Consider the following 21573-nt stretch of genomic DNA (forward strand, 5'->3'; position numbering starts at 1 on the left):
GGATCAATGCGAATGGCGTGGCACGTCGGCGCCGCGGCAGCCGACCAGGAAGTCGAAGTCGCAGCCCTCGTCGGCCTGCAGCACGTGCTGCACGTACAGGCCCTGGTAGCCGCCGCGCGCGGGCTGGGCCTCTAGCGCCGCCTGCGCGGCGCGCTCGGCCAGGCGGCGTGCGAGTTCTTCGTCCGAGATGTCCAGGTGCAGCCGACCGCCGGCGCAGTCCAGCTCGATCCAGTCGCCGTCTTGCACGGCCAGCAATGGGCCGCCCGCGCCGGCTTCGGGCGCCACGTGCAGCACGACGGTGCCGTAGGCCGTGCCGCTCATGCGCGCATCCGAGATGCGCACCATGTCCTTCACGCCCTGGCGCAGCAGCTTGGGCGGCAGGCCCATGTTGCCGACCTCGGCCATGCCCGGGTAGCCGCGGGGGCCGCAGTTCTTGAGCACCAGCACCGAGTCGGCATCCACCTCCAGTGCCTCGTCGACGATGCGCTCCTTGTAGTGCTCCAGGTTCTCGAACACCACGGCGCGGCCGCGGTGCTGCAGCAACGCCGGAGTAGCGGCCGAGGGCTTGAGCACGGCGCCGCGCGGCGCCAGGTTGCCGCGCAGGATGCGCATGCCGCCGTCGGGCAGCAGCGGCTTGTCGAGCGGGCGAATCACCTCGTCGTCGTAGCTCGGCGCATCCTTCACGTTGTCCCACAGCGTGTGGCCGTTCACGGTCAGCGCTTCGGGGTGCGGCAACAGGCCATGCTCGCCCAGGCGGCGCAGCACGGCCGGCAGGCCGCCCGCGTAGTAGAACTCCTCCATCAGGAAGCGGCCCGAGGGCATCAGGTCGACCAGCGTGGGGGTGCCGGCGCCGATGCGTGTCCAGTCTTCCAGCTCCAGCGGCACGCCGATGCGGCCCGCGATGGCCTTCAGGTGGATCACCGCGTTGGTCGATCCACCGATGGCCGCGTTCACGCGGATCGCGTTCTCGAAGGCCTGGCGCGTGAGGATCTTGGACAGGCTGAGGCCCTCGCGCGCCATGGCCACGGCGCGTGCGCCCGACATCTGCGCCAGCACGTAGCGCCGGGCATCCACCGCCGGGATCGCTGCGTTGTGCGGCAGCGAGGTGCCCAGCGCCTCGGCCATGCAGGCCATGGTAGAGGCCGTGCCCATGGTGTTGCAGGTGCCGGCCGAGCGCGACATCCCGCCCTCGGCCGCCAGGAACTGGTGCAGGTTGATCTCGCCCGCTTTCAAGGATTCGTGCAGCTGCCACACGGCCGTGCCAGAGCCGATGTTGCGACCCTCCAGCTTGCCGTTGAGCATCGGCCCGCCCGTGACCACGATGGCCGGGATGTCGCAGCTGGCCGCGCCCATCAGCAGAGCGGGCGTGGTCTTGTCGCAGCCGGTCAGCAGCACCACGGAATCGATGGGGTTGCCGCGGATGGCCTCCTCCACGTCCATGCTGGCCAGGTTGCGCGTGAGCATGGCGGTCGGCCGCAGGTTCGATTCGCCGTTGGAGAACACGGGGAACTCCACCGGGAAGCCGCCCGCCTCCGAGATGCCGCGCTTGACGTGCTCGGCGATCTTGCGGAAGTGCGCGTTGCAGGGCGTCAGCTCCGACCAGGTGTTGCAGATGCCGACGATGGGCCGGCCGTCGAACTCGTGGTCGGGGATGCCTTGGTTCTTCATCCAGCTGCGGTACATGAAGCCGTTCTTGTCGGCCGTGCCGAACCAGGCGGCGGAGCGGAGTTTCTTCTGGGTCATGGAGAGGTCACCGGTTGGGGCCGCGCGCCGTGATAAAGCGCTGCAGGATGCAGAAGACAAACAGCAGCGCGCCCACGACGATGCGCGTCCACCACGAGCTCAGCGTGCCGTCGAAGGAAATCAGCGTCTGGATGATCCCCAGCATCAGCACGCCGAACAGCGTGCCGGCCAGGTAGCCCACGCCGCCCGACAGCAGCGTGCCGCCGATGACGACCGCGGCGATCGCATCGAGCTCCAGGCCCAGCGCGTGCAGGCCGTAGCCCGACAGCATGTAGAACGTGAACAGCACGCCGGCCAGCGCCGAGCACAGCCCCGACAGCGCGTACACGCCCACGAGGGTGCGACGCACCGGCAGCCCCATGAGCCGGGCCGACTGCTCGTTGCCGCCGATGGCGTAGACGGTGCGGCCGAACGGCGTCCAGTGCGCCACATAGATGGCCAGCGCCAGCACCACCAGCGCGATCACCGCCGACAGCGACAGCGAGGTCTCGCCCGGCAGCGGGATGCGGATCTGCGCCAGCTCGGAATAGGCTTCGTTGGTGATGCTGATCGAATCGATGCTGATCAGGTAGCACAGCCCGCGCGCGAGGAACATGCCGGCGAGCGTGACGATGAAGGGCTGCAGCCGGAAGCGCTCGATCAGCAGCCCCATGAAGCCGCCGAACAAGGTGCCCATCACCAGCACCAAGGGGATGGTGGCGAGCGGGCTCCAGCCGTGGCGCTCGACCAGCGATGCCGAGACCATGGTGGTCAGCGCGATGACCGAGCCCACCGACAGGTCGATGCCGCCCGTGAGGATCACGAAGCTCATGCCGATGGCCACCACCAGCACGAAGGCGTTGTCGATCAGCAGGTTCAGGAACACCTGCGCCGAGAAGAAGCCGTCGTAGCGCAGGCCGCCCAGCGTGGCCACGGCGACGAACAGCGAGACGGTGGCGGCCAGCGGAAGATACTTCGGGTCCAGGCGCGGCGCGCCAGGTGTGGGCGCCAGGGGCGGTGCGGGCACGCTGCTCATTGCAGGCCCCCCGCCGGCCGCACGGCCAGCACGCGCAGCGCGCTGCGGAACTCGGCCGACTGCAACAGCATCACGGCGAACACCACGACGGCCTTGACAACGAGGTTGATCTCGGGCGGCACGCCCAGCGAGTAGATGGCGTAGGTCAGCGTCTGGATGATCAGCGCGCCGATCACGCTGCCGACCAGGCTGAAGCGCCCGCCGGTCAGCAGAGTGCCACCCAAAGTGACGGCGAGGATCGCATCGAGTTCCAGGAGCTGGCCCGCGTTGTTGGCGTCGGCGCTCTTGATGTTGGAGCTGATCAACAGGCCTGCCATGCCGGCGCACAGGCCGCACACCGCGTAGGCGCCCAGCACCAGCCGCTTCGCCTGCACCCCGGCCACACGGGCCGCGGTGGGGTTGATGCCCACCGACTGGATGAACAAGCCGAGTGCGCTGCGCGTGGCGGCCAGGTACAGCAGTGCGAACACCGCCGCCACCACGAACACCGAGAACGGCAGGCCCAGCAGGTAGCCGCCGCCCAGGAAGAAAAATGGCTTGTGGTAGACCGTGAGGATCTGCCCGTCGGTGATCAGCTGCGCAATGCCGCGGCCGGCCACCATGAGGATCAGCGTGGCGATGATGGGCTGCATGCCCACGCCGGCCACCAGCACGCCGTTCCACACCCCGCAGACCAGCGCCACGCCCAGGGCCGCCACGATGGCCAGCGGCAGGCCGAAGCGGGCCGTGCCATCCACGTTGCCGCCGATGGCCCAGGCCGCGACCGCCGCGCTGATGGCCACCACGGCGCCCATCGAGATGTCGATGCCGCGGGTGGCGATCACCAGCGTCATGCCCAGCGAGACCAGGATGAGCGGGGCCGCGCGGTTCGAGATGTCGATCAGGCTGCCGTACAGATGGCCCTCGCGCCATTCGATGCGCAGGAAGCCGGGGTTGAAGGCGGCGTTGACGATGAGCAGGATGGCCAGGGTGACCAGGGGCCAGACCAGGCGGTGTTGCATCCAGCGGCTCATGTCGTGCACCCCCAACGCTTGGCGCTTGCTTGCGCGCGGTGACTGGGCTGTGCGCTGTCACTGGGTCGCGCGCGGGCCGAGGCCACCGGGTGGCCCCTTCCGCGAATGTCCCCCGCCAGGGCCGCAGGCGGCCCAGGCTCCTCCTTTATTTCGCTGCAGGGGCCACCCAGTACCCTCGACCTTGGACACGTCGCGTCGTGCTGACGGATGCAACGCGACGCTGCCAGACCACGACGATGGTGTGCTCCACGCAGCGAAATAAAGGAGGAGGCCTTGCCCGCCTTGACGGCCCCAGGCCGGCAAGGCGGGCAAGGCCGGGGGACATTCGCGGAGTGGAGTACACCGTCGGCGCGGTCCCGCACCAACGCGTGGTCCACCCCCAAACGCGCGCACTGAACATGGGTCATACAGCCGCCGCAATCATCTCGTACACATCGTCCTCCGTGCTGCCCGCCGGCAGCTCCCCCACCTTGCGCCGATCCCGCAGCACCACGATGCGGTGCGCCACGCGCACCACCTCGCTGATCTCCGACGAGATGAAGACCACCGCCATGCCGGCCTCGGCCAGCTGCAGGATCTGCTCCATGATTTCCTGCTTGGCCGCCACGTCGATGCCGCGCGTGGGCTCGTCCAAGATGAGCAGTCGGGGCGCCGTGGCCAGCCAGCGTGCGATCACGGCCTTCTGCTGGTTGCCGCCTGAGAGCAGGCCTATAGGTGTCTCCACGCTGGCCGTCTTGATGCCCAACTGAGCGACGAAGCGCTCGGCCAGCCGCGTCTGCTCGGCATGCGACAAAAACTTGCCCACGCCCATGCGCGCCTGCAGCGCCAGCGCGATGTTCTCGCGCACCGACAGCTCGGCGACGATGCCGTCGGTCTTGCGCTCCTCCGGGCACAGGGCCAGGCCGGCGGCGATCGCGTCCGAAGGGCTGGCGAAGCGCACGGCGTTGCCGTCGATGGACAGCGTGCCGCGGTCGGGCATTTCCAGCCCGAACAGCAGGCGCGCGAGTTCGGTGCGGCCTGCGCCCAGCAGGCCGGCCAGGCCCACGACCTCGCCGGCGCGCACCTGCAGGTCGATGGGCTGCAGCTGCGCCGCCTGGCCCAGTCCCTCAGCGCGCAGCAGCGGCACGGCACCGGCCTCCGTGACCTGCGTCGGCACCGTGCGCGCCTGGGCCGCAGCAAGTTCACGCCCCAGCATGGCCGCGATCAGCGCGGGCGCCGGCAGCTCGGCCACCGGCCACTCGCCCACCCATCCGCCGTTGCGCAACACCGTGATGCGGTCGGACACCGCGTAGACCTGGTTCATGAAGTGCGTGACGAAGACGATGGCCAGGCCCTCGTCGCGCAGCTTGCGCAGCACGGTGAACAGCTTGCGCACCTCGTCGTCGTCCAGGCTGGAAGTGGGCTCGTCGAGGATCAGCACGCGGGCTTCGACACCCAGCGCGCGCCCGATGGCCACCATCTGCTGCACCGCCACGGGGTAGCTCGACAACAGGCGCGTCACGTCGATGGACAGGCCGATGCGTGCCAGCAGCTCGCGCGCCTGGGCGTGCACGGCCTTCCAGTCGATGCGCAGGCCGCGCTTCGGATAACGCCCGGCGAACATGTTCTCCGCCACCGAGAGGTTGGGGCACAGGTTCACCTCCTGGTAGACCGTGCTGATGCCCAGCCGCTGCGCCGCGATCGGCGAGTCGGGCCGCACCAGTTCGCCGCCCAGCCGGATCTCGCCCGCGCTGGCCGGGAACACGCCCGTCAGCACCTTGATCAGCGTGGACTTGCCGGCGCCGTTCTGGCCCATCAGTGCGTGGATCTCGCCGGGGTACAGGCGCAACTGCACGTCGCGCAGCACCTCGATGTCACCGAAGCGCTTCGTGATGCCGGACAGCTCAAGTACCGGATTCATGCCTTGTTCTTGTGATAAACGTCGATGAACACCGCCGCCAGCAGCACCAGCCCCTTGATGACCTGCTGGTAGTCGATGCCGATGCCCAGGATGGACATGCCGTTGTTCATCACGCCCATGATGAAGGCGCCGATCACCGCGCCCATGACCTTGCCGACCCCGCCCGAGGCCGACGCGCCGCCGATGAAGCAGGCCGCGATCACGTCGAGCTCGAAGCCCAGGCCGGCCTTGGGCGTGGCGGTGTTGAGCCGCGCCGCGAACACCAGGCCGGCCAGCGCGGCCAGCACGCCCATGTTCACGAAGGTGAGGAACGACAGCCGCCTGGTGTCGATGCCAGACAGCCGCGCGGCCTTCTCGTTGCCGCCCAGTGCGTAGACGCGCCGGCCGATGGTGGTGCGCCGCGTGACGAAGTCGAACAGCAGGATCAGCAAGGCCATCACCACCAGCACATTGGGCAGGCCGCGGTACGAGGCCAGCAGCCACGAGAAGCCGATCAGGATCGCCGCGAACACCACGGTCTTCGCCACGAAGAAGCCACCCGGCTCGCTGGTGATGCCGTGCGCCCGCTGGCGTTGGCGTGCACGCCAGCCCGTCCACGCGAACAGCAGTGCGGCGCCAATGCCCAGCAGCAGCGTGAACGGACGCAGATTCTGCTGACCCGGCGTCGGCGGCGCGGCGAACGGGTCGGGAATGAAGCCCGAGCTCAGGCCCTGGAAGACTTCGGGAAACGGCCCCACCGACTGCCCGGCCAGCACCGCCAGTGCCAGCCCCTTGAACACCAGCATGCCGGCCAGCGTGACGATGAAGGACGGAATGCGCGCATAGGCCACGAACCAGCCCTGCGCCGCGCCGATCAGCCCACCGACCACCAGGCAGGCCAGCGCGGCCGGCAGCACTGGCCAGTCGTACTGCACCATCAGCACGGCCGCCACGGCACCGACGAAGCCGCAGACCGAGCCCACCGACAGGTCGATGTGGCCGGCCACGATGACCAGCAGCATGCCCAGCGCCATGATGACGATGTAGCTGTTCTGCAGCACCAGGTTGGTCAGGTTCAGCGGCTGCATCAGCGTGCCGTCGGTCATGACCTGGAAGAACACCATGATCGCCACGAGGCTCAACAACATGCCGTATTCGCGGAAGTTGTGGCGCAGGTAGCTGCCGATGGAAGGCGTGGCGGCGGCTGGCGCTGCGCGCGCGGGCAATGTCTCTTCTGTCATGTCAAGGCTTCTTGTTGTGGGGCATGGGCCTTCAGGATCGCGGCCATGATGCGTTCCTGCGAGGCCTCGGCCGTGGCCATCTCGGCCACGAAGCGGCCCTCGTTCATCACGTAGATGCGGTCGGAGATGCCGAGAAGTTCGGGCATCTCGGACGAGATCACGACCACGCAGCGGCCCTGCGATGCCAGTTCGGCGATCAGCGCGTAGATCTCGTACTTGGCCCCCACGTCGATGCCGCGCGTGGGCTCGTCCAGGATCAGCACCTTGGGCTCGGTGAACAGCCACTTGCCCAGCACCACCTTCTGCTGGTTGCCGCCCGAAAGGTTCAGCGTCTTCTGCTGCACGTTGGGCGTGCGGATGCGCATCGACTTGCGGTAGCGCTCGGCCACCGCGTGTTCCTGCTCGCTGGAGATCACGCCGCCGCGCGAGACGCCGCGCAGGTTGGCCAGCGAGGTGTTGAACTGGATGCTCTCGTCCAGCACCAGGCCGGCGCCCTTGCGGTCCTCGGTGACGTAGGCCAGGCCGTGCGCGATGGCCTTGCCGACGCTGGACACATCGACCGGCGCGCCGTCCAGCAGCACCTGGCCCTGGATCTGCCGGCCCCAGCTGCGGCCGAACACGCTCATGGCGAACTCGGTGCGGCCCGAGCCCATCAGGCCGGCGATGCCGACCACCTCGCCATGGCGCACGTTCAGGTTGAGGCCACGCAGGAAGTCGCGGTCGGCTTGCTCGGGATGCCGGGCCGACCAGCCGCGCACCTCGAAACCCACGGCGCCGATCTTGGGCGTGCGTGGCGGATAACGGTCGGCCATCGCGCGGCCCACCATGCCGCGGATCACGCGGTCTTCGCTGACCGGCGCGCCCTGGCAGTCGATCGTCTCCACGCTGCTGCCGTCGCGCAGGATGGTGACCGAATCGGCCACGCGCGCGATTTCGTTGAGCTTGTGCGAGATCAGGATGCAGGTGATGCCCTGTGCGCGCAGGCCGATCAACAAGTCGAGCAGCGCCGCGCTGTCGTTCTCGTTGAGGCTGGCCGTGGGCTCGTCGAGGATCAGCAGGCGCACCTTCTTGGACAGCGCCTTGGCGATCTCCACCAGCTGCTGCTTGCCCATGCCCAGGTTGCCGACCGGTGCCTCGGGCGATTCGCGCAGGCCCACCTTGGTCAGCAGCGCCTGCGTGCGCTGGTGCGCGGCGATCCAGTCGATCACGCCGCGCGTGGCCACCTCGTTGCCCAGGAAGATGTTCTCGGCAATCGACAACATCGGCACCAGCGCCAGCTCCTGGTGGATGATGATGATGCCGGCGCGCTCGCTGTCGTGGATGCCGCCGAAGCGCTGGGGCTGGCCGTCGTAGACGATCTCGCCCTCGTACTCGCCGTGCGGGTACACGCCCGACAGCACCTTCATCAGCGTGGACTTGCCCGCGCCGTTCTCGCCCACCAGGGCGTGGATCTCGCCCTCGCGGATCTTCAGGTCGACCCGGTCCAGCGCCACGACGCCGGGGAAGGTCTTGCGGATGGCCCGCATCTCCAGCAGCGTGCGCATGAAATCTCGCCGTTTACTTGATCTGCGCGGCCTTGTAGTAGCCGCTGCCGACCAGCACGGGCTCCCAGTTGCTCTTGTCCACGGTGACGGGCTTGAGCAGGTAGGACGGAACGACCTTCACGCCGTTGTTGTAGGTCTTGCTGTCGTTGACCTCGGGCTGCTTGCCCGAGACCACCGCGTCCACCATGTTGGCCGCCACCTTGGCCAGCTCGCGCGTGTCCTTGAAGATGCTGGAGTACTGCTCGCCGCGCAGAATGGACTTGACCGATTGCACCTCGGCGTCCTGCCCGCTCACGACGGGGCACGGCGTCTGCTTGGTGCAGTAGCCCACGCCCTTGAGCGAGGACAGGATGCCGATGGACAGCCCGTCGTAGGGCGACAGCACGGCATCGACCTTGGCATTGCCGTAGAAGGCCGACAGCAGGTTGTCCATGCGCGCCTGCGCCACCGCGCCGTCCCAGCGCAGCGTGCCCACCTTGTCCATGCCCATCTGCTTGCTGCGCACCACCAGTTTGCCGCTGTCGATGTAGGGCTTGAGCACGCTCATCGCGCCGTCGTAGAAGAAGAAGGCGTTGTTGTCGTCCGGCGAACCACCGAACAGCTCGATGTTGAAGGGGCCCTTGCCTTGCTTGAGGCCCAGCGCGTCGACGATGGAGGAAGCCTGCAGCACGCCCACCTGGAAGTTGTCGAAGGTGGCGTAGTAGTCGACGTTCTTCGAGCCCTTGATCAGCCGGTCGTAGGCGATGACCTTGACGCCCTTGTCGGCCGCGTTCTGCAGCGCCTTGGACAGCGTGGTGCCGTCGATGGATGCGATCACCAGCACCTTGGCGCCCTTGGTGACCATGTTCTCGATCTGCGCCAGCTGGTTCGGGATGTCGTCGTCGGCGTACTGCAGGTCGGTCTTGTAGCCGCGCTCTTTCAGCACCTTGACCATGTTGTTGCCGTCGTCGATCCAGCGGGCCGAGGACTTGGTCGGCATCGAGATGCCCACCATGCCTTTGTCCTGGGCCTGCGCCCCGGGGGCCAGGGCCAGCACGACGGCGGTGGCAGCGAGGGTCTTGAGGAAAGTGCGCTTCATGGAGATTCTCCTGTTGTCGGTTGTCGAGAGCCCGGCGCTCAGTACTTGCGCTTGGGGAACTCCGCCGCCGCCGTCTCCATCGGGAAGATGCTCTCCACCGTCTCGATGCGCTTGGGGATGGTCTTGCCGGCCTGGATGTCCTTCACGGCGGCCATCAGCTGCGGGCCCAGCAGCGGGCTGCATTCGACCGACACATTGAGCTTGCCGGCGATCATGGCTTCGAAGGCGCCCTTCACGGCGTCGATCGAGATGATGGTGATGTCCTTGGCGGGCTTGAGGCCGGCTTCCTCGATGGCCTGGATCGCGCCGATGGCCATGTCGTCGTTGTGCGCGTAGAGCACGTTGATGCCCTTGCCCTCGGCCTTGAGGAAGGCTTCCATGACCTCCTTGCCCTTGGCGCGCGTGAAGTCGCCAGTCTGGCTGCGCACGATCTTGAACTTCGGGTCGGCCTTGATGATTTCCTCGAAGCCCTTCTTGCGGTCGATGGCCGGGGCGGAGCCCACCGTGCCCTGCAGTTCGACGATGCGCACCTCGCCGGTCTGGCCCTTCATTTTCTCGACCAGCCAGCGGCCGGCCTTGCGGCCTTCTTCGACGAAGTCCGAGCCCATGAAGGTGACGTAGAGCGAGGTGTCCTTGGAGTTCACGGCGCGGTCGGTCAGCACGACGGGGATCTTGGCGGCCTTGGCCTCGCGCAGCACGTTGTCCCAGCCCGATTCGACGACCGGCGAGAACGCGATCACGTCGACCTTCTGGGCGATGAAGGCGCGGATGGCCTTGATCTGGTTCTCCTGCTTCTGCTGCGCGTCGGAGAACTTCAGTTCGATGCCGGCATCCTTGGCGGCGGCCTTGATGGATTCGGTATTGGCGGTGCGCCATTCGCTTTCGGCACCGACCTGGCTGAAGCCCAGCACGATCTTCTTCTGGGCGAACAGCGGGCCGTGCAGTGCGGCAGCGGAAAGGGCCGCGGTGGCGGCGATGACGTGGCGGCGGGTGATGGGCATCGGTTTGTCTCCTGGTGGCATGCGTGGACGCCTGAGGTGGGCTGGTTGCCAGCGCATGGCCCGCAGTGTAAGAATTAAACGTGTATCCATCCAATACTATTTTGATGAAAACCGATATCTCTAAGCGCATCGGGCAAACCCTGTGACGGCAGCGCCCGAACACGCGCACTGGTTCCTGCGCGCAAGGCTCAAGACGCGGCAGTTGCTGCTGCTCGTCGCGCTGGCCGACGAGGGCAACATCCACGCCGCCGCGCGCCTGCTGAACATGACGCAGCCGGCCGCTTCCAAGTTGCTGAAAGACCTGGAGGACATGCTGGAGGTGCCGCTGTTCGAACGCCTGCCGCGCGGCATGCGCCCCACCTGGTATGGCGAGACCATGATCCGCCATGCGCGCGAGGCGCTGGCCAGCCTGAACCAGGCGCACGAGGAACTGACGGCGCTCAAGGCCGGGCGCTTCGGCCAGGTCGGCGTGGGCGCCATCACCTCGCCGGCGCTGGCGCTGCTGCCCTCGGCGATTGCCATGGTCAAGCGCGAGCAGCCCAGCCTGCGCGTGGTGCTGGAGATCGAGACCAGCCCGGTGCTGTTGGAGCACCTGCGCCAGGGCCGGCTCGACATCCTGGTGGCGCGCTTCTTCGCCGAGGAGGACAAGACCAACCTGCGCTACGAGCCGCTGACCGGCGAGCCGGTGTGCGCGGTGGCGCGGCCGGGCCACCCGCTGGCCGCCGCGCAGGGGCTGGGGCTGGCCGACGTGGTGAACGCCAGCTGGATCGTGCCGCCGGCCGGCAGCGTGCTGCGGCACCGCTTCGAGCTGATGTTCCAGGAGGCGGGCCTGAAGCCGCCGATGGACGTGATCGAGACGGCCGCCCTGCTGTTCATCACGCGCATGCTGCAGCAGAGCGACATGCTCTGCGTGGTGGCGGCCGAGGTGGCGCGCTACTACGCCGCGCACGGCATCCTGGCCATCATCCCGCTGGAGATGCCCTGCCACATGGACGACTTCGGCTTCATCACGCGCAGCGATCGCATGCTCTCGCCGGGCGCGCAGCTGCTGCTCAAGGCGCTGAAGACCGCCTGCCTGCCGGTCTACGGCAAAAAGTTCGACTAGACCCAGCCGGCGTCGACGGTGAACTCCTGGGCGGTGCACATCTTCGCGTCGTCGGACGCCAGGAACAGCACCATGGCGGCGATGTCGTCAGGCGCCAGCTTGTCGGGCAGGCACTGGTTGCGGGCCAGTTCCTTTTCGCCCTCGGCGTCGAGCCAGAGCTTGATCTGGCGCTCGGTCATGACCCAGCCCGGCGACACCGTGTTGATGCGGATGCGGTCGGCACCCAGCGTGCGCGCCAGGCCGCGCGTGAGCCCGTTGACCGACGACTTGGCGATCGCATAGACCGGGTAGCCCGTGCCTTTGCCCTGCCAGCCGGTGGAGCCCAGGTTGACGATGGAGCCGGCACCGAGCCGGCGCATGCCGGGCACCACGGCCTGGATGGCGAAGAAGGCCGGCCGCTCGTTGATCGCGATGCGGTCGTCGTAGTAGGCCGGCGTGACCGATTCCAGCGTGTGCCGGTCGTCGCTGGCCACGTTGTTGACGAGCACGGAGAAGTCGCCCAGCGCGGCTTGCGCATCGGCGATGTCGGCCTGCAGCGCGGCGATGTCGCGCACGTCGCAGGTGCGCCACCAGACATCGCCATGGCCGGCCTGGGCAATGCCTTCGGCCAGGGCGCGGCTGGCTGCCTCGGCCACGTCGACGAAGGCCACACGGGCGCCTTGAGCCGCCAGTGACGCGACGATGGCCGCGCCGATGCCGCTGCCGCCTCCCGTCACGAAGCAAGTGCGCCCGCGCAGGCTGGGGTAGGAGGTGCTGCTGTCTCCGGCTGTCGTGTTGTTCATATTCACTTTGCTATCAGTTATCGACAAATTCATTTCTTTCCAATATGAATGTGCCTTGATACGATGCGCCGCGTCAAGCCCCCCGCCCATGCCACAAGAACACACGCCCTCGCCCGCCACGCCGCGGCCCCTGTCTGCACCGCTTTGCGTCTGGGATGCCGGTGCCCAGTTGGGCGAAGGTGCAATGTGGTCGCCACGCACGCAGGCGCTGTGGTGGGTCGACATCCTGGGCCGCCGGCTGCACCGCTGGCAGTGGCCAGATGGCGCGCACAGCAGCTGGGACTTCGACCAGGAGGTGTCGGCCGTGGCCGAACGGGCCGACGGCACCGGCTTGCTGCTGGCGTTGCGGCACGGCTTCGCGAGCTTCGATCCGCAGGACGCCCGGCTGGCGCTGCTGCACCAGCCCGTCGGCGAGCCTGCGCACAACCGTTTCAACGACGGCAAGTGCGATGCACAGGGCCGCTTCTGGGCCGGCAGCATGGACTTCGACTGCGCCGCTCCCACGGGCGCGCTGTACCGCTTCGACCCCGATGGCAGCTGCACGCGGCACGACGCCGGATTCGCCGTCACCAACGGCCCGACCTGGTCGCGCGACGGCCGCACCATGTTCTTCAACGACACGGTGCAAGGCCAGGTGCTGGCGTATGACTTCGACGCCGCGGCCGGCCGCATCGCCGGGCGCCGGCCCTGGTTGCGCCTGGCCGCCGACGACGGCGTGCCAGACGGCATGTGCACGGACGCCGCCGGCCGCATCTGGATCGCGCACTGGGGCGGCGGCTGCGTGAGCTGCCACGACCCCGACACTGCGGCCGAGCTGTGCCGCATCCCTCTGCCGGCACGCCAGATCACGAGTTGCGCGTTCGGCGGGCCGGACCTGCGCACGCTGTTCATCACCAGCGCCGCCACCGGGCTGGATGCCGCGGCCCGCGCCGCGCAGCCGCTGGCCGGTGCACTGTTCGCCGTCACGCTGGACAGCCCCGGCCTGCCAGCCCACCTCTTCGGACAACGCGCATGACCCACCCCATCGTCTGCCTGCGCCATGCCGGCCAGGAACTCGGCCTCGTGCCCACGCTCGGCGGCGCGGTCGCGGCCTGGCGCTGCGCCCGGCCGGACGGCAGCGCGCTCGACCTCTGGCGCCCCTGGGACGGCGAGACCGCCGACCTCTACCAGCTGGCCTCGTTCGCGATGCTGCCCTGGTCCAACCGCATCGGCCAGGGCGGCTTCACGCAGGATGGGCGCTGGCACGCCATGCAGCCCAACCGCGCCGGCGAGCCCTACCCCATCCATGGCGATGGCTGGCTGCAGGCCTGGTCGCTGGAACAGCCCGCCGCCGACACCTTCCGCCTGGCGCTGCGTTCGCAGCACTTCGGCGGCAACCCCTACGACTACGCGGCCACGCAGACCTTCCGCCTGGTGCCGGGCGGGCTCGACCAGACCGTGGAGGTGCAGCACCTGGGCGCCGAGCCCCTGCCCTACGGCCTGGGCCTGCACCCCTGGTTTCCGCGCACGCCGGCCATGCGCGTGCAGGCCGGTGTCGATGGCGTGTGGCTCAGCGGCGACGATCCGATCCCGACGGGCTACACCCAGGCCCTGCCGGCCGACTGGGACCTCAACGCCGGCATCCCCGCGCACGGCAGCTTCATCGACAACGGCTACGGCGGCTGGCAGGGCCAGGCCCGCATCGACTGGCCCGAGCATGGGCTGCGGCTCACGCTGACCACGCCCGACCCCGCGGCATCCGCGCCGTGCTGCCTGGTCTACCGGCCGCCGCATGGCCCGGCGCTGTGCTTCGAGCCGATCACGCACCCCATCGACGCCTTCCACCTGCCCGGCCGCCCGGGCCTGCGCGTGCTTGCACGGGGCGAGACGCTGCGCCTGCACGTGCAGTGGCGCTTCGCAGACTTCTGAGCCACAAGCACCCACGGTTTCCAAGGCAAAGGCGGCGGCAGGCGCACTACACTGCGCCTCCCCGCAAGCGCCCGCCCGCAGGCCCGTTGCGCGCCGCCGGCACTTGCGCCATGCACGACCACAACGGAGGAAACAATGCACCCATTGCCCGCCCGCTACGACCATGTCGGCAGCTTCCTGCGACCCGCCTACCTGCTGGAGGCCCGTGAGCAGAAGGCCAAGGGCCAGATCACACCCGAACAGCTGCGCCTGGTGGAAGACCGGGCCATCGCCGAGATCGTGCAGTTCCAGCAGGATGTGGGGCTGAAAAGCATCACCGACGGCGAGTTCCGCCGCACCTACTTCCACATCGATTTCCTCGAGCAGATCGGCGGCGTGAAGACCGACATTCCGGTCACCATCCGCCGGCCCGACGGCACCGAGGAACTGGCGCCGCCCGTGATGCGCGTGGTCGACAAGGTGCGCCACGCCAAGGACATCCAGCTGGCCGATTTCCAGTATTTGAAGAGCCAAATCGCGGCGGGCAACACGCCCAAGGTGACCATCCCCTCGCCCACCATGCTGCACTTCCGCGGCGGGCGTGCCGGCATCAGCAAGGACGCCTACCCCGAGCTGGAACCCGACTTCTACGACGACGTGGCGAAGGCGTACGGCGACGAGCTGCGTTCGCTGGCCGCGGCCGGCTGCACCTACGTGCAGATGGACGACACCAACCTGGCCTACCTGTGCGACGAGAAGATGCGCGAGGCGGCCCGCCAGCGCGGCGACGACCCGAACGAGCTGCCGCACCGCTACGCGAAGTTCATCAACAAGGTGGTCGCGCAAAAGCCTGCGGGCATGCTGCTGGCCATGCACCTGTGCCGCGGCAACTTCAAGAGCACGCACGCCGCCGCCGGCAACTACGAGCCGGTGGCCGAGGCGCTGCTGAAGGAAATGGACCTGGACGCCTACTTCCTCGAATACGACGACGACCGCTCGGGCGACTTCCGTCCGCTGCGCTACCTGCCCAAGGGCAAGACCGTGGTGCTGGGCCTGGTGACGACCAAGTTCGGCGAGATGGAGAGCAAGGACGACCTCAAGCGCCGCATCGAGGAGGCCGCGCGCCATGCCCCGCTCGAGCAGCTGGCGCTGAGCCCGCAGTGCGGCTTTTCGAGCACCGTGCACGGCAACAACATCGCCGTGCAGGCCCAGCGCGACAAGCTGCGCCTGGTGATCGAGACCGCCCAGGAAGTCTGGGGCTGAGCCGGGGCCCGGCGCACCGGTGGCGCATGCCCTGATCGCCTGGCTGCCCAGCGTCTCGCAGCACCTGCTGTTCGGCGCGCTGGCGGTCCTCGTCTACATCCTGACCAACCGGGCGCGCCGCCAGCCGCGCGCGCCCACCACGGCGATCGCCTGGGTCATGGGCCTGGCGCTGCTGCCCTACTTCGTGCTGCCGTTGTTCCTGCTGTTCGGGCGGCGCAAGTTGCGGCCGCTCGGCCGGCCGCGGCTGCGCGGCAGCCGGCCGACGCGCTTCACGCACTGGGCAGCCGACCTGCTGGATGGCTTCGACCTCGCGCCGCCCAGCGACAACCGCGCGCGCTTCCATGCCGACGGCGCGCAGGCGCGCGAGGCCCTGTGGGAACTCATCGCCGGCGCCCGGCACCGGCTGGACATCAGCACCTTCATCATCGGCCGCGACGCCTTCGGCGATGCGGTGGTCGACCGGCTGGCCGAACGTGCGCGCGCCGGCGTGCGGGTGCGCGTGCTGCTGGACGGCTTCGGCGCGCTGCAGCTGCCGCGCCGGCACTTCGACCGGCTGCGCGAGGCCGGCGGCGAGGTGGCCGTGTTCCGCCCGCTGCTGAGCCTGCGCAACAACGGCCCGCGCAACCTGCGCAACCACCGCAAGCTGTCCATCGCCGACGACCACCGGCTGTGGAGCGGCGGGCGCAACCTGGCGGCCGAGTACTTCGAGGGCGATGCCGGCATCGCGGCCTGGACCGACCTGTCCTTCGACATCGAAGGCCCGGTGGCCGGCGCCGCCGCCTGGCAGTTCGAGCGCGACTGGAGCGCCGTGCGGCAATCGCCGCCGCGCACCGTGGCCCCGACACCGCCCATGGCCCCTGGCGGACCCGCGCAGTTCCTGCCCAGCGGCCCGGACCAGGCCGAGGACACGGCCCATGCGCTGCTGATCGACGCCTGCTACCGCGCCGAGCACCGCATCCTGGCGGCCACCCCCTACTTCATCCCCGACGACGCGCTGCGCGATGCCCTGCGCCGCGCCGCCCGCCGCGGCGTGGCCGTGGACATCGTGCTGCCCGCCGAGTCCAACCACCGGCTGGCCGACTTCGCCCGCAGCCGTGCCATGCGCGACCTGGCCGAGGCCGGCGTGGCCTTCCACCTGCTGCCGTCCATGTCGCATGCCAAGGCCGTGGTGGTGGACGAACAGCTGGCGCTGGCGGGGTCGATCAACCTGGACCTGCGCAGCCTGCTGCTGAACCACGAGGCCGGCGTGGTGTTCTACGGCGCGGCCGAGATCGGCTGGCTGGCGCAGTGGATCGAAGACCAGCGCGCGCTGGGGCGGCCCTACCAGGCCGAAACGCCGGGGCTGGGACGCGACATCGCCGAGGGCCTGCTGCTCGCAGTGGCCTTCCAGCTCTAGGCCCATCCAGGGCCATGCCCGGCCAGCGCGTTAAGCTGCGCGCCCCGTTCGCCCTGCCTCGCCCATGGAACCCATCAACTGGCTGCTGTTCGCCGTCTTCATCGCCATCGTGGTCTGGAAGCTGGTCAAGCAGCGCATCGGCGAGAAGCCGCCACGCGACCGGCAGGACACACCGCCGGAGCGCCGCTGAACACCACGCCGGGCCGGCACCGGGCCGCGCACGGCGGCGTGCCGGCCGTCACGCCTGTGCGTGTGCGTGCGGTGCCGACCTTGTCCATGCGTTGGACCGTCACGCCGCCTCCCAGGCCGTCCGCGGCCTCATGGGGCCAGGTAGAAATCCATCGGAATGAGCTCGACCGCCCACCCGCCTTCTTCGCCCAGCGTGGCGGCCGGGTGCATCGACGCGATGCGCAAGGCCTCCTCCAGGTCGTCTGCTTCGATGATGAACAGGCCGCCGACCACCTCCTTCGCCTCGGTGTAGGGCCCGTCGCTGACGAGCGTCCTGCCGCCGCGCGGGCGCAGCGTCCGCCAGCCTTCCAGATCGCCAAGCGACGCAGACACCAGGACCTTGCCGGTCGCGCGCATCTTCTCGTCCAACGGCGGGCATTGGCGCACCAGCGCCTTCACATCGTCCGGCGCCATCGCGGCGAACTTCTCCGGCGTGAAGTAGGCGAGGCCGAGGTATTTCATGGGGTTCCTTGCAGTGGAGATGTCCTGACGACGAAGCCGATGGCCCGATTTCGACAATCACGCGACCGGTCCGCGCCGCGCGGTACTTTCCGGCACGTTCCCCCAGGTGCCCACGTTGGCCGACTTCAGCAGCGCCGAGGCCTGGCCCGTCGTTGCCAGTTCCGCCGCAGCGGCCAGCAGCGCCGGGCCGTGTTGCTGCATGCGTGCGGCCGGCAGCCGCGCTGACGGCCCGGCGATCACCAGCACGCCGGTCGCGGGCCCACCCTTGCGCTGGATCGGTGCGGCCATCGAACTCATGCCCGGTGCGTAGGCCTCCTCGATGATGGAAAAGCCCCGCTTGCGGTGCTCGTCCAACACCTTCAGCAACGCCTTGAAAGAGGCCGGCGCATTGGGCCCGAAGTTCTTCGGCTGGCCCATGCCCTGGCGCGTGACGTAGGCAATGGCCACATCCTCTGGCAGCGTCATGAGCCAGGCCTGGCCCGCGGCGCTGCAGGACAGGCGCAGGTCGATGCCCATGTCGGGGTCGTACAGCAGGCCCGAGCGCGCGCCCTGGGCCTTGGCCACCAGGGTCAGCCGCTCGCCGTCGACGATGGCCAGGCGCACCAGTTCCTCGGTGGCCTGCGCCAGTCGGTGGATCACCGGCTGGGCGATGTCGACCACGCCCGACTTGGACAGGAAGCTCAGGCCCATCGAGGCCATCTTGGTGGTCAGCGCGTAGTCGCCGCGCTGCGGCAGCTGGCGCACGTAGCCGTGGCGGATCAGCTCCTGCAGCGTGCGGTGGCAGCCGCTGCGCAACTGCCCCAGTTCGGTGGCAATCTGCGCCAGGGGCACGCCGTCCGGGTGGGCGATCAGGTATTCCAGGATCGCCAAGGATTTTTCAAGGGCGCCGCTCATGCAATGCTTTCAAGGACTTGCCGCATTCAAAAGTTGAACGTTATCAAAAATTTGAAAGGTGTTCAGATTTTTGACAGCATCGGACCATGCGGCGCCACTGTGGTCCGCAGCCAAATCCAGAGGAGACCCATGCCACACCCGTCCTGTTCCCGCCGCGCCTTCGTGGCCGGCGCCGCCAGCGCCGCCTTGCTCGGCGCACCGGCCCTGCGCGCGCAGGAGATCCGCGAACGCACCTTGCGCTTTGCCTTCAGCCTGGCCAAGGACCACCCGCTCGGCCTGGGCGCGCAGAAGTTCACCGACGCCGTGGCCCAGCGCAGCGGCGGCAAGCTGCGCGTGAGCCTGTTCCCGGGTGCCGCGCTGGGCAGCGACATGCAGAACCTGTCGGCCGTGCGCGGCGGCACGCTGGACTTCACGTCCATGGCCACCGGCATCGTGGCCTCGCTGGACAAGCGCTTCATGGTGTTCGACCTGCCCTTCCTGTTCAACACGCCGCAGGAGGCCTATGCGATTGCCGACGGCCCGGCCGGCACGCAGTTGCAGGCCGACCTGGCGCAGCACGGCATCGTGGGCCTGGGCATCTGGGACCTGGGCTTCCGCCACATGACCAACAGCAAGCGGCCGATCGCGCGCGCCGAGGACATCGCCGGTCTCAAGATCCGCGTGATCGGCTCGCCGATCTTCCTGGACCTGTTCAACGCGCTGGGCGCCAACCCCGTGCCCATGACCTTCGGCGAGGTCTATGGCGCGCTGGAGTCGCGCGCCATCGACGGCCAGGACAACCCGCTCGGCGTGATCGAGTCGGCCAAGTTCGCCGAGGTGCAGAAATACCTCTCGCTGACGCGCCATGTCTACACCGGCATGCCCTTCATGATGGGCAAGAAGACCTGGGACGCGCTCAACGAGGCCGAGCGCAAGGTGATCCGCGAGGCCGCCGACGAAGCCCGCCAGTTCGAGCGTCAGGCCGTGCAGCGCAAGGAAGGCGAGTCGATCGAGGCGCTCAGGAGGAGCATGCAGGTCAACGAGGTGAGCCCGGCGGAGATCAAGCGGCTGCGCGAGAAGGTGCAGGCCGTGACCGACAAGTTCTCGCGCGAGGTCGGCGAGCCGCTGGTGCAGCAGGTCAATGCCGACCTGGCGCGCCTGCGCGGCGGCCAGTAAGGGGAACGCCTTGGCGCTTCTTGGCAAGGCCGCGCTGGCCATGTGGTGGGACATGGCACCCGCAGCGCGTGCGGACTTCGAGCACTGGCATGCGCACGAGCATTTTCCCGAGCGGCTCGGCATCCCGGGCTTTCGGCGTGCCTCGCGCTGGCGCGCCGCCGACGGTGGCGAGGGCGTGTTCGTGCTCTACGAACTGGAAGACCACGGCGTGCTGTCGTCACCGGCCTACCTGGCGCGGCTCAACGCGCCCACGCCCTGGTCCACGCGCCTGATGCCGCAGCACCGTGCCATGGTGCGCAGCCAGTGCCGCGTGCTGGAGAGCCGCGGCGGCGCCACGGCCGGGCACCTGCTGGCGCTGCGGCTGTCGCCGGCTGCAGGGGCCCACGAGCGGCTGCGTGCGGCGCTCGGCACACTGGCCGCCGAGTGCGTGCTGCAGCCCGGCCTGGCCGGGCTGCACCTGCTGCGCCACGAGACGCCAGCCATTGCCCAGACTGCCGAACAGCAACTGCGCGGCGCGGGCGACCGCCATGCCGACTGGGTGCTGCTGGCCTGTGGCTACGACGAGGCGGCCGTCACGGCGCTGTGGCAGGGCCCGCTGGCCGATGCCGGCCTGATGGCCATGGGGGCGGCCGGTGCGGCGCAGCGCAGCAGGTACCAGCTGGCCTATGCGGCATTGCCCGCCGATGTGGCCGACGTCGCCCACGTGGCCGAGCGGCAGCCGGACTGACTCAGGCCGAGAGCGGCGCGCGCCGGCTCGGCGGGCGCAGCTCGACACGGTTGCGACCGGCCCGCTTGGCCTGGTAGAGCGCGGCGTCGGCCGCGGCCACCCAGTCCCGCGTGCTCGCATAGTGGGGTTGCAGCGCGGCGATGCCGATGCTGCTCGTGAAGCTCAGCTCCGCATGGTCGCGAAAACGGTGGTTCTCCGCCTCGATCCGGATGCGCTGGGCGATCTCCTGCGCCTGGTCCATGTCCGCGCCGCGCAGCAGGATCGCGAACTCGTCGCCGCCGTAGCGGCCCGCGCAGTCGCCGGAGCGCACGCAGCCGCGCACGATGCGGCTCAGCGTGCAGATCACGTCGTCACCCACGGTGTGGCCCAGGCGGTCGTTGATCTGCTTGAAGCCGTCGATGTCCAGCATCATGAGACAGGCCGGCGCGCCGGTCTCCGCATGGAGCCGCTGCGCATCGCGCACCTGCTGCTCCCAGTAGGCGCGGCCGTACAGGCCGGTCAGCGGATCGATGCGGCCCAGCTCGTCGAGCAGGCGGTTCTGGCGCGAGACCTGGCGGATCAAGCGGTAGCTCGACACGCTGACCGCCAGTGTGTGGATCACCAGCATGGGCAGGCAGGCCAGCACCACGCGCATGCTGCTCTCGGGCGCCATGGGTGCGTTCATCCACCAGGCGGCCAGCAGGCCGGCCGCCAGCATGCCGGGCAGCGACTGCAGCCACAGCAGGCGGATGCCGGTGCTGATCTTGTCCACCATGGTCAGCGTGACCAGCAGCACGCTGGGCAACAGGTTGAACTGCATGAGCGGCACGAAGGCGCCCGCGATGGCCGAATCCACCAGCAGGTTGCGCACCTCGGCCCGCTGCGGGTTGCTGCTGCGCCGTGTCAGCCACCAGGCCAGGTGCGGCCAGACGAAGCCGCCGCAGACCACCAGGGCCCAGACCGCCGGCGCGGCATCGCGCTCGTACAGCACCACCATGGCCACCACCGCGCCCAGCCCCATGCCGATGACGCGCAGCGGATACACGAGCCGGGGCAAGCGGTGGAAGTCGTCGGCCATGCGGGACAGTGCGTGGGCTCTCCGTGGGAAAGGGGGCGCAGAAGTCTATGGCGGCGCAGCGCCCAGGGCGAGCGCGCGCCGCCCTGCGGCTCCCCGGAGGCGA

At 69.0% G+C, this 21573-nt stretch carries 20 protein-coding genes; 8 read left to right on the forward strand and 12 right to left on the reverse strand.

Translation table 11 applies throughout. From position 1 onward, the window contains the following. Window positions 1-3: 3 nt before the first annotated feature. From DES41_RS24580 to DES41_RS24615, 8 genes are all read right to left on the reverse strand, one after another. Window positions 4-1743: an IlvD/Edd family dehydratase gene (locus DES41_RS24580; protein ID WP_114470295.1), complete on the reverse strand. Its 1740-nt coding sequence runs from the start codon at window positions 1741-1743 to the stop codon at window positions 4-6. A 7-nt stretch (window positions 1744-1750) separates the two neighbouring features. Next, complete coding sequence (yjfF, locus tag DES41_RS24585) at window positions 1751-2758, reverse strand: galactofuranose ABC transporter, permease protein YjfF (RefSeq protein WP_114470296.1); 1008 nt, start codon at window positions 2756-2758, stop codon at window positions 1751-1753. Beyond that, on the reverse strand, window positions 2755-3759 hold the full coding sequence (locus DES41_RS24590) for an ABC transporter permease (RefSeq protein WP_114470297.1): 1005 nt from the start codon (window positions 3757-3759) through the stop codon (window positions 2755-2757). Before DES41_RS24590 ends, yjfF begins: the two co-directional genes overlap by 4 nt. A gap of 415 nt (window positions 3760-4174) precedes the next feature. After that, on the reverse strand, window positions 4175-5671 hold the full coding sequence (locus DES41_RS24595; protein ID WP_114470298.1) for a sugar ABC transporter ATP-binding protein: 1497 nt from the start codon (window positions 5669-5671) through the stop codon (window positions 4175-4177). Then, the gene (gene mmsB / locus DES41_RS24600) at window positions 5668-6891 is read right to left on the reverse strand and encodes a multiple monosaccharide ABC transporter permease (protein WP_114470299.1); all 1224 of its coding nucleotides are present in this window, start codon (window positions 6889-6891) and stop codon (window positions 5668-5670) included. Before mmsB ends, DES41_RS24595 begins: the two co-directional genes overlap by 4 nt. Further along, complete coding sequence (gene mmsA / locus DES41_RS24605; RefSeq protein ID WP_114470300.1) at window positions 6888-8435, reverse strand: multiple monosaccharide ABC transporter ATP-binding protein; 1548 nt, start codon at window positions 8433-8435, stop codon at window positions 6888-6890. The genes mmsB and mmsA overlap by 4 nt, the downstream gene beginning before the upstream one ends. A gap of 13 nt (window positions 8436-8448) precedes the next feature. Next, complete coding sequence (chvE, locus tag DES41_RS24610; RefSeq protein ID WP_114470301.1) at window positions 8449-9513, reverse strand: multiple monosaccharide ABC transporter substrate-binding protein; 1065 nt, start codon at window positions 9511-9513, stop codon at window positions 8449-8451. A 38-nt stretch (window positions 9514-9551) separates the two neighbouring features. Beyond that, window positions 9552-10514 carry an ABC transporter substrate-binding protein gene (locus tag DES41_RS24615; RefSeq protein WP_114470302.1) on the reverse strand — a complete coding sequence of 321 codons (963 nt, stop codon included), beginning with the start codon at window positions 10512-10514 and terminating at the stop codon, window positions 9552-9554. A 142-nt stretch (window positions 10515-10656) separates the two neighbouring features. Between DES41_RS24615 and DES41_RS24620 the strand changes: the two genes are divergently transcribed. After that, complete coding sequence (locus tag DES41_RS24620; protein WP_114470303.1) at window positions 10657-11619, forward strand: LysR family transcriptional regulator; 963 nt, start codon at window positions 10657-10659, stop codon at window positions 11617-11619. Here DES41_RS24620 and DES41_RS24625 read toward each other — a convergent pair. After that, on the reverse strand, window positions 11616-12401 hold the full coding sequence (locus tag DES41_RS24625) for an SDR family NAD(P)-dependent oxidoreductase (protein WP_114470304.1): 786 nt from the start codon (window positions 12399-12401) through the stop codon (window positions 11616-11618). The two genes, DES41_RS24620 and DES41_RS24625, sit on opposite strands and share 4 nt — an antisense overlap. Before the next feature lie 88 nt (window positions 12402-12489). On the opposite strand from DES41_RS24625, the gene DES41_RS24630 reads away from it, so the two are divergent. The 5 genes from DES41_RS24630 (at window position 12490) to DES41_RS39620 (ending at window position 17137) form a co-directional block, all read left to right on the forward strand. Continuing rightward, on the forward strand, window positions 12490-13416 hold the full coding sequence (locus DES41_RS24630) for an SMP-30/gluconolactonase/LRE family protein (RefSeq protein ID WP_114470305.1): 927 nt from the start codon (window positions 12490-12492) through the stop codon (window positions 13414-13416). Beyond that, on the forward strand, window positions 13413-14309 hold the full coding sequence (locus tag DES41_RS24635; protein WP_114470306.1) for an aldose 1-epimerase: 897 nt from the start codon (window positions 13413-13415) through the stop codon (window positions 14307-14309). The genes DES41_RS24630 and DES41_RS24635 overlap by 4 nt, the downstream gene beginning before the upstream one ends. Window positions 14310-14444: 135 nt before the next feature. Beyond that, entirely contained in the window at window positions 14445-15551 is a 1107-nt protein-coding gene (locus DES41_RS24640; protein WP_114470307.1) for a 5-methyltetrahydropteroyltriglutamate--homocysteine S-methyltransferase, read from the forward strand. Between the two features lie 19 nt (window positions 15552-15570). Further along, on the forward strand, window positions 15571-16947 hold the full coding sequence (locus DES41_RS24645) for a phospholipase D-like domain-containing protein (protein WP_114470308.1): 1377 nt from the start codon (window positions 15571-15573) through the stop codon (window positions 16945-16947). A 64-nt stretch (window positions 16948-17011) separates the two neighbouring features. Next, window positions 17012-17137, forward strand: a complete 126-nt coding sequence (locus tag DES41_RS39620; RefSeq protein ID WP_281277229.1) for a hypothetical protein — start codon at window positions 17012-17014, stop codon at window positions 17135-17137. A gap of 128 nt (window positions 17138-17265) precedes the next feature. On the opposite strand, the gene DES41_RS24650 is transcribed toward DES41_RS39620, so the two are convergent. After that, a complete protein-coding gene (locus DES41_RS24650; RefSeq protein ID WP_114470309.1) occupies window positions 17266-17637 on the reverse strand; it encodes a YciI family protein in 372 nt (123 codons plus the stop codon). A 57-nt stretch (window positions 17638-17694) separates the two neighbouring features. Continuing rightward, entirely contained in the window at window positions 17695-18531 is an 837-nt protein-coding gene (locus tag DES41_RS24655) for an IclR family transcriptional regulator (protein ID WP_114470310.1), read from the reverse strand. 129 nt (window positions 18532-18660) lie between these two features. On the opposite strand from DES41_RS24655, the gene DES41_RS24660 reads away from it, so the two are divergent. Together DES41_RS24660 and DES41_RS24665 are read left to right on the forward strand one after the other, a co-directional pair. After that, window positions 18661-19686 carry a TRAP transporter substrate-binding protein gene (locus DES41_RS24660; protein WP_114470311.1) on the forward strand — a complete coding sequence of 342 codons (1026 nt, stop codon included), beginning with the start codon at window positions 18661-18663 and terminating at the stop codon, window positions 19684-19686. 10 nt (window positions 19687-19696) lie between these two features. Then, complete coding sequence (locus tag DES41_RS24665; protein ID WP_114470437.1) at window positions 19697-20413, forward strand: hypothetical protein; 717 nt, start codon at window positions 19697-19699, stop codon at window positions 20411-20413. Between the two features lies 1 nt (window position 20414). Here DES41_RS24665 and DES41_RS24670 read toward each other — a convergent pair whose 3' ends face one another. Continuing rightward, the gene (locus DES41_RS24670) at window positions 20415-21470 is read right to left on the reverse strand and encodes a sensor domain-containing diguanylate cyclase (RefSeq protein ID WP_114470312.1); all 1056 of its coding nucleotides are present in this window, start codon (window positions 21468-21470) and stop codon (window positions 20415-20417) included. Between the last annotated feature and the right edge of the window lie 103 nt (window positions 21471-21573).

Source organism: Pseudorhodoferax soli (assembly GCF_003337555.1).
In the GTDB taxonomy this organism is placed as follows: domain Bacteria; phylum Pseudomonadota; class Gammaproteobacteria; order Burkholderiales; family Burkholderiaceae_C; genus Pseudorhodoferax; species Pseudorhodoferax soli.

Excerpts from the sequence above, each read along its gene's own strand:
- DES41_RS24580 (WP_114470295.1), bottom strand. The coding sequence starts at position 1,743 with ATGACCCAGAAGAAACTCCGCTCCGCCGCCTGGTTCGGCACGGCCGAC.
- yjfF (WP_114470296.1), bottom strand. The coding sequence starts at position 2,758 with ATGAGCAGCGTGCCCGCACCGCCCCTGGCGCCCACACCTGGCGCGCCG.
- DES41_RS24590 (WP_114470297.1), bottom strand. The coding sequence starts at position 3,759 with ATGCAACACCGCCTGGTCTGGCCCCTGGTCACCCTGGCCATCCTGCTC.
- DES41_RS24595 (WP_114470298.1), bottom strand. The coding sequence starts at position 5,671 with ATGAATCCGGTACTTGAGCTGTCCGGCATCACGAAGCGCTTCGGTGAC.
- mmsB (WP_114470299.1), bottom strand. The coding sequence starts at position 6,891 with ATGACAGAAGAGACATTGCCCGCGCGCGCAGCGCCAGCCGCCGCCACG.
- mmsA (WP_114470300.1), bottom strand. The coding sequence starts at position 8,435 with ATGCGCACGCTGCTGGAGATGCGGGCCATCCGCAAGACCTTCCCCGGC.
- chvE (WP_114470301.1), bottom strand. The coding sequence starts at position 9,513 with ATGAAGCGCACTTTCCTCAAGACCCTCGCTGCCACCGCCGTCGTGCTG.
- DES41_RS24615 (WP_114470302.1), bottom strand. The coding sequence starts at position 10,514 with ATGCCCATCACCCGCCGCCACGTCATCGCCGCCACCGCGGCCCTTTCC.
- DES41_RS24625 (WP_114470304.1), bottom strand. The coding sequence starts at position 12,401 with ATGAACAACACGACAGCCGGAGACAGCAGCACCTCCTACCCCAGCCTG.
- DES41_RS24630 (WP_114470305.1), top strand. The coding sequence starts at position 12,490 with ATGCCACAAGAACACACGCCCTCGCCCGCCACGCCGCGGCCCCTGTCT.
- DES41_RS24635 (WP_114470306.1), top strand. The coding sequence starts at position 13,413 with ATGACCCACCCCATCGTCTGCCTGCGCCATGCCGGCCAGGAACTCGGC.
- DES41_RS24640 (WP_114470307.1), top strand. The coding sequence starts at position 14,445 with ATGCACCCATTGCCCGCCCGCTACGACCATGTCGGCAGCTTCCTGCGA.
- DES41_RS39620 (WP_281277229.1), top strand. The coding sequence starts at position 17,012 with ATGGAACCCATCAACTGGCTGCTGTTCGCCGTCTTCATCGCCATCGTG.
- DES41_RS24650 (WP_114470309.1), bottom strand. The coding sequence starts at position 17,637 with ATGAAATACCTCGGCCTCGCCTACTTCACGCCGGAGAAGTTCGCCGCG.
- DES41_RS24655 (WP_114470310.1), bottom strand. The coding sequence starts at position 18,531 with ATGAGCGGCGCCCTTGAAAAATCCTTGGCGATCCTGGAATACCTGATC.
- DES41_RS24660 (WP_114470311.1), top strand. The coding sequence starts at position 18,661 with ATGCCACACCCGTCCTGTTCCCGCCGCGCCTTCGTGGCCGGCGCCGCC.
- DES41_RS24670 (WP_114470312.1), bottom strand. The coding sequence starts at position 21,470 with ATGGCCGACGACTTCCACCGCTTGCCCCGGCTCGTGTATCCGCTGCGC.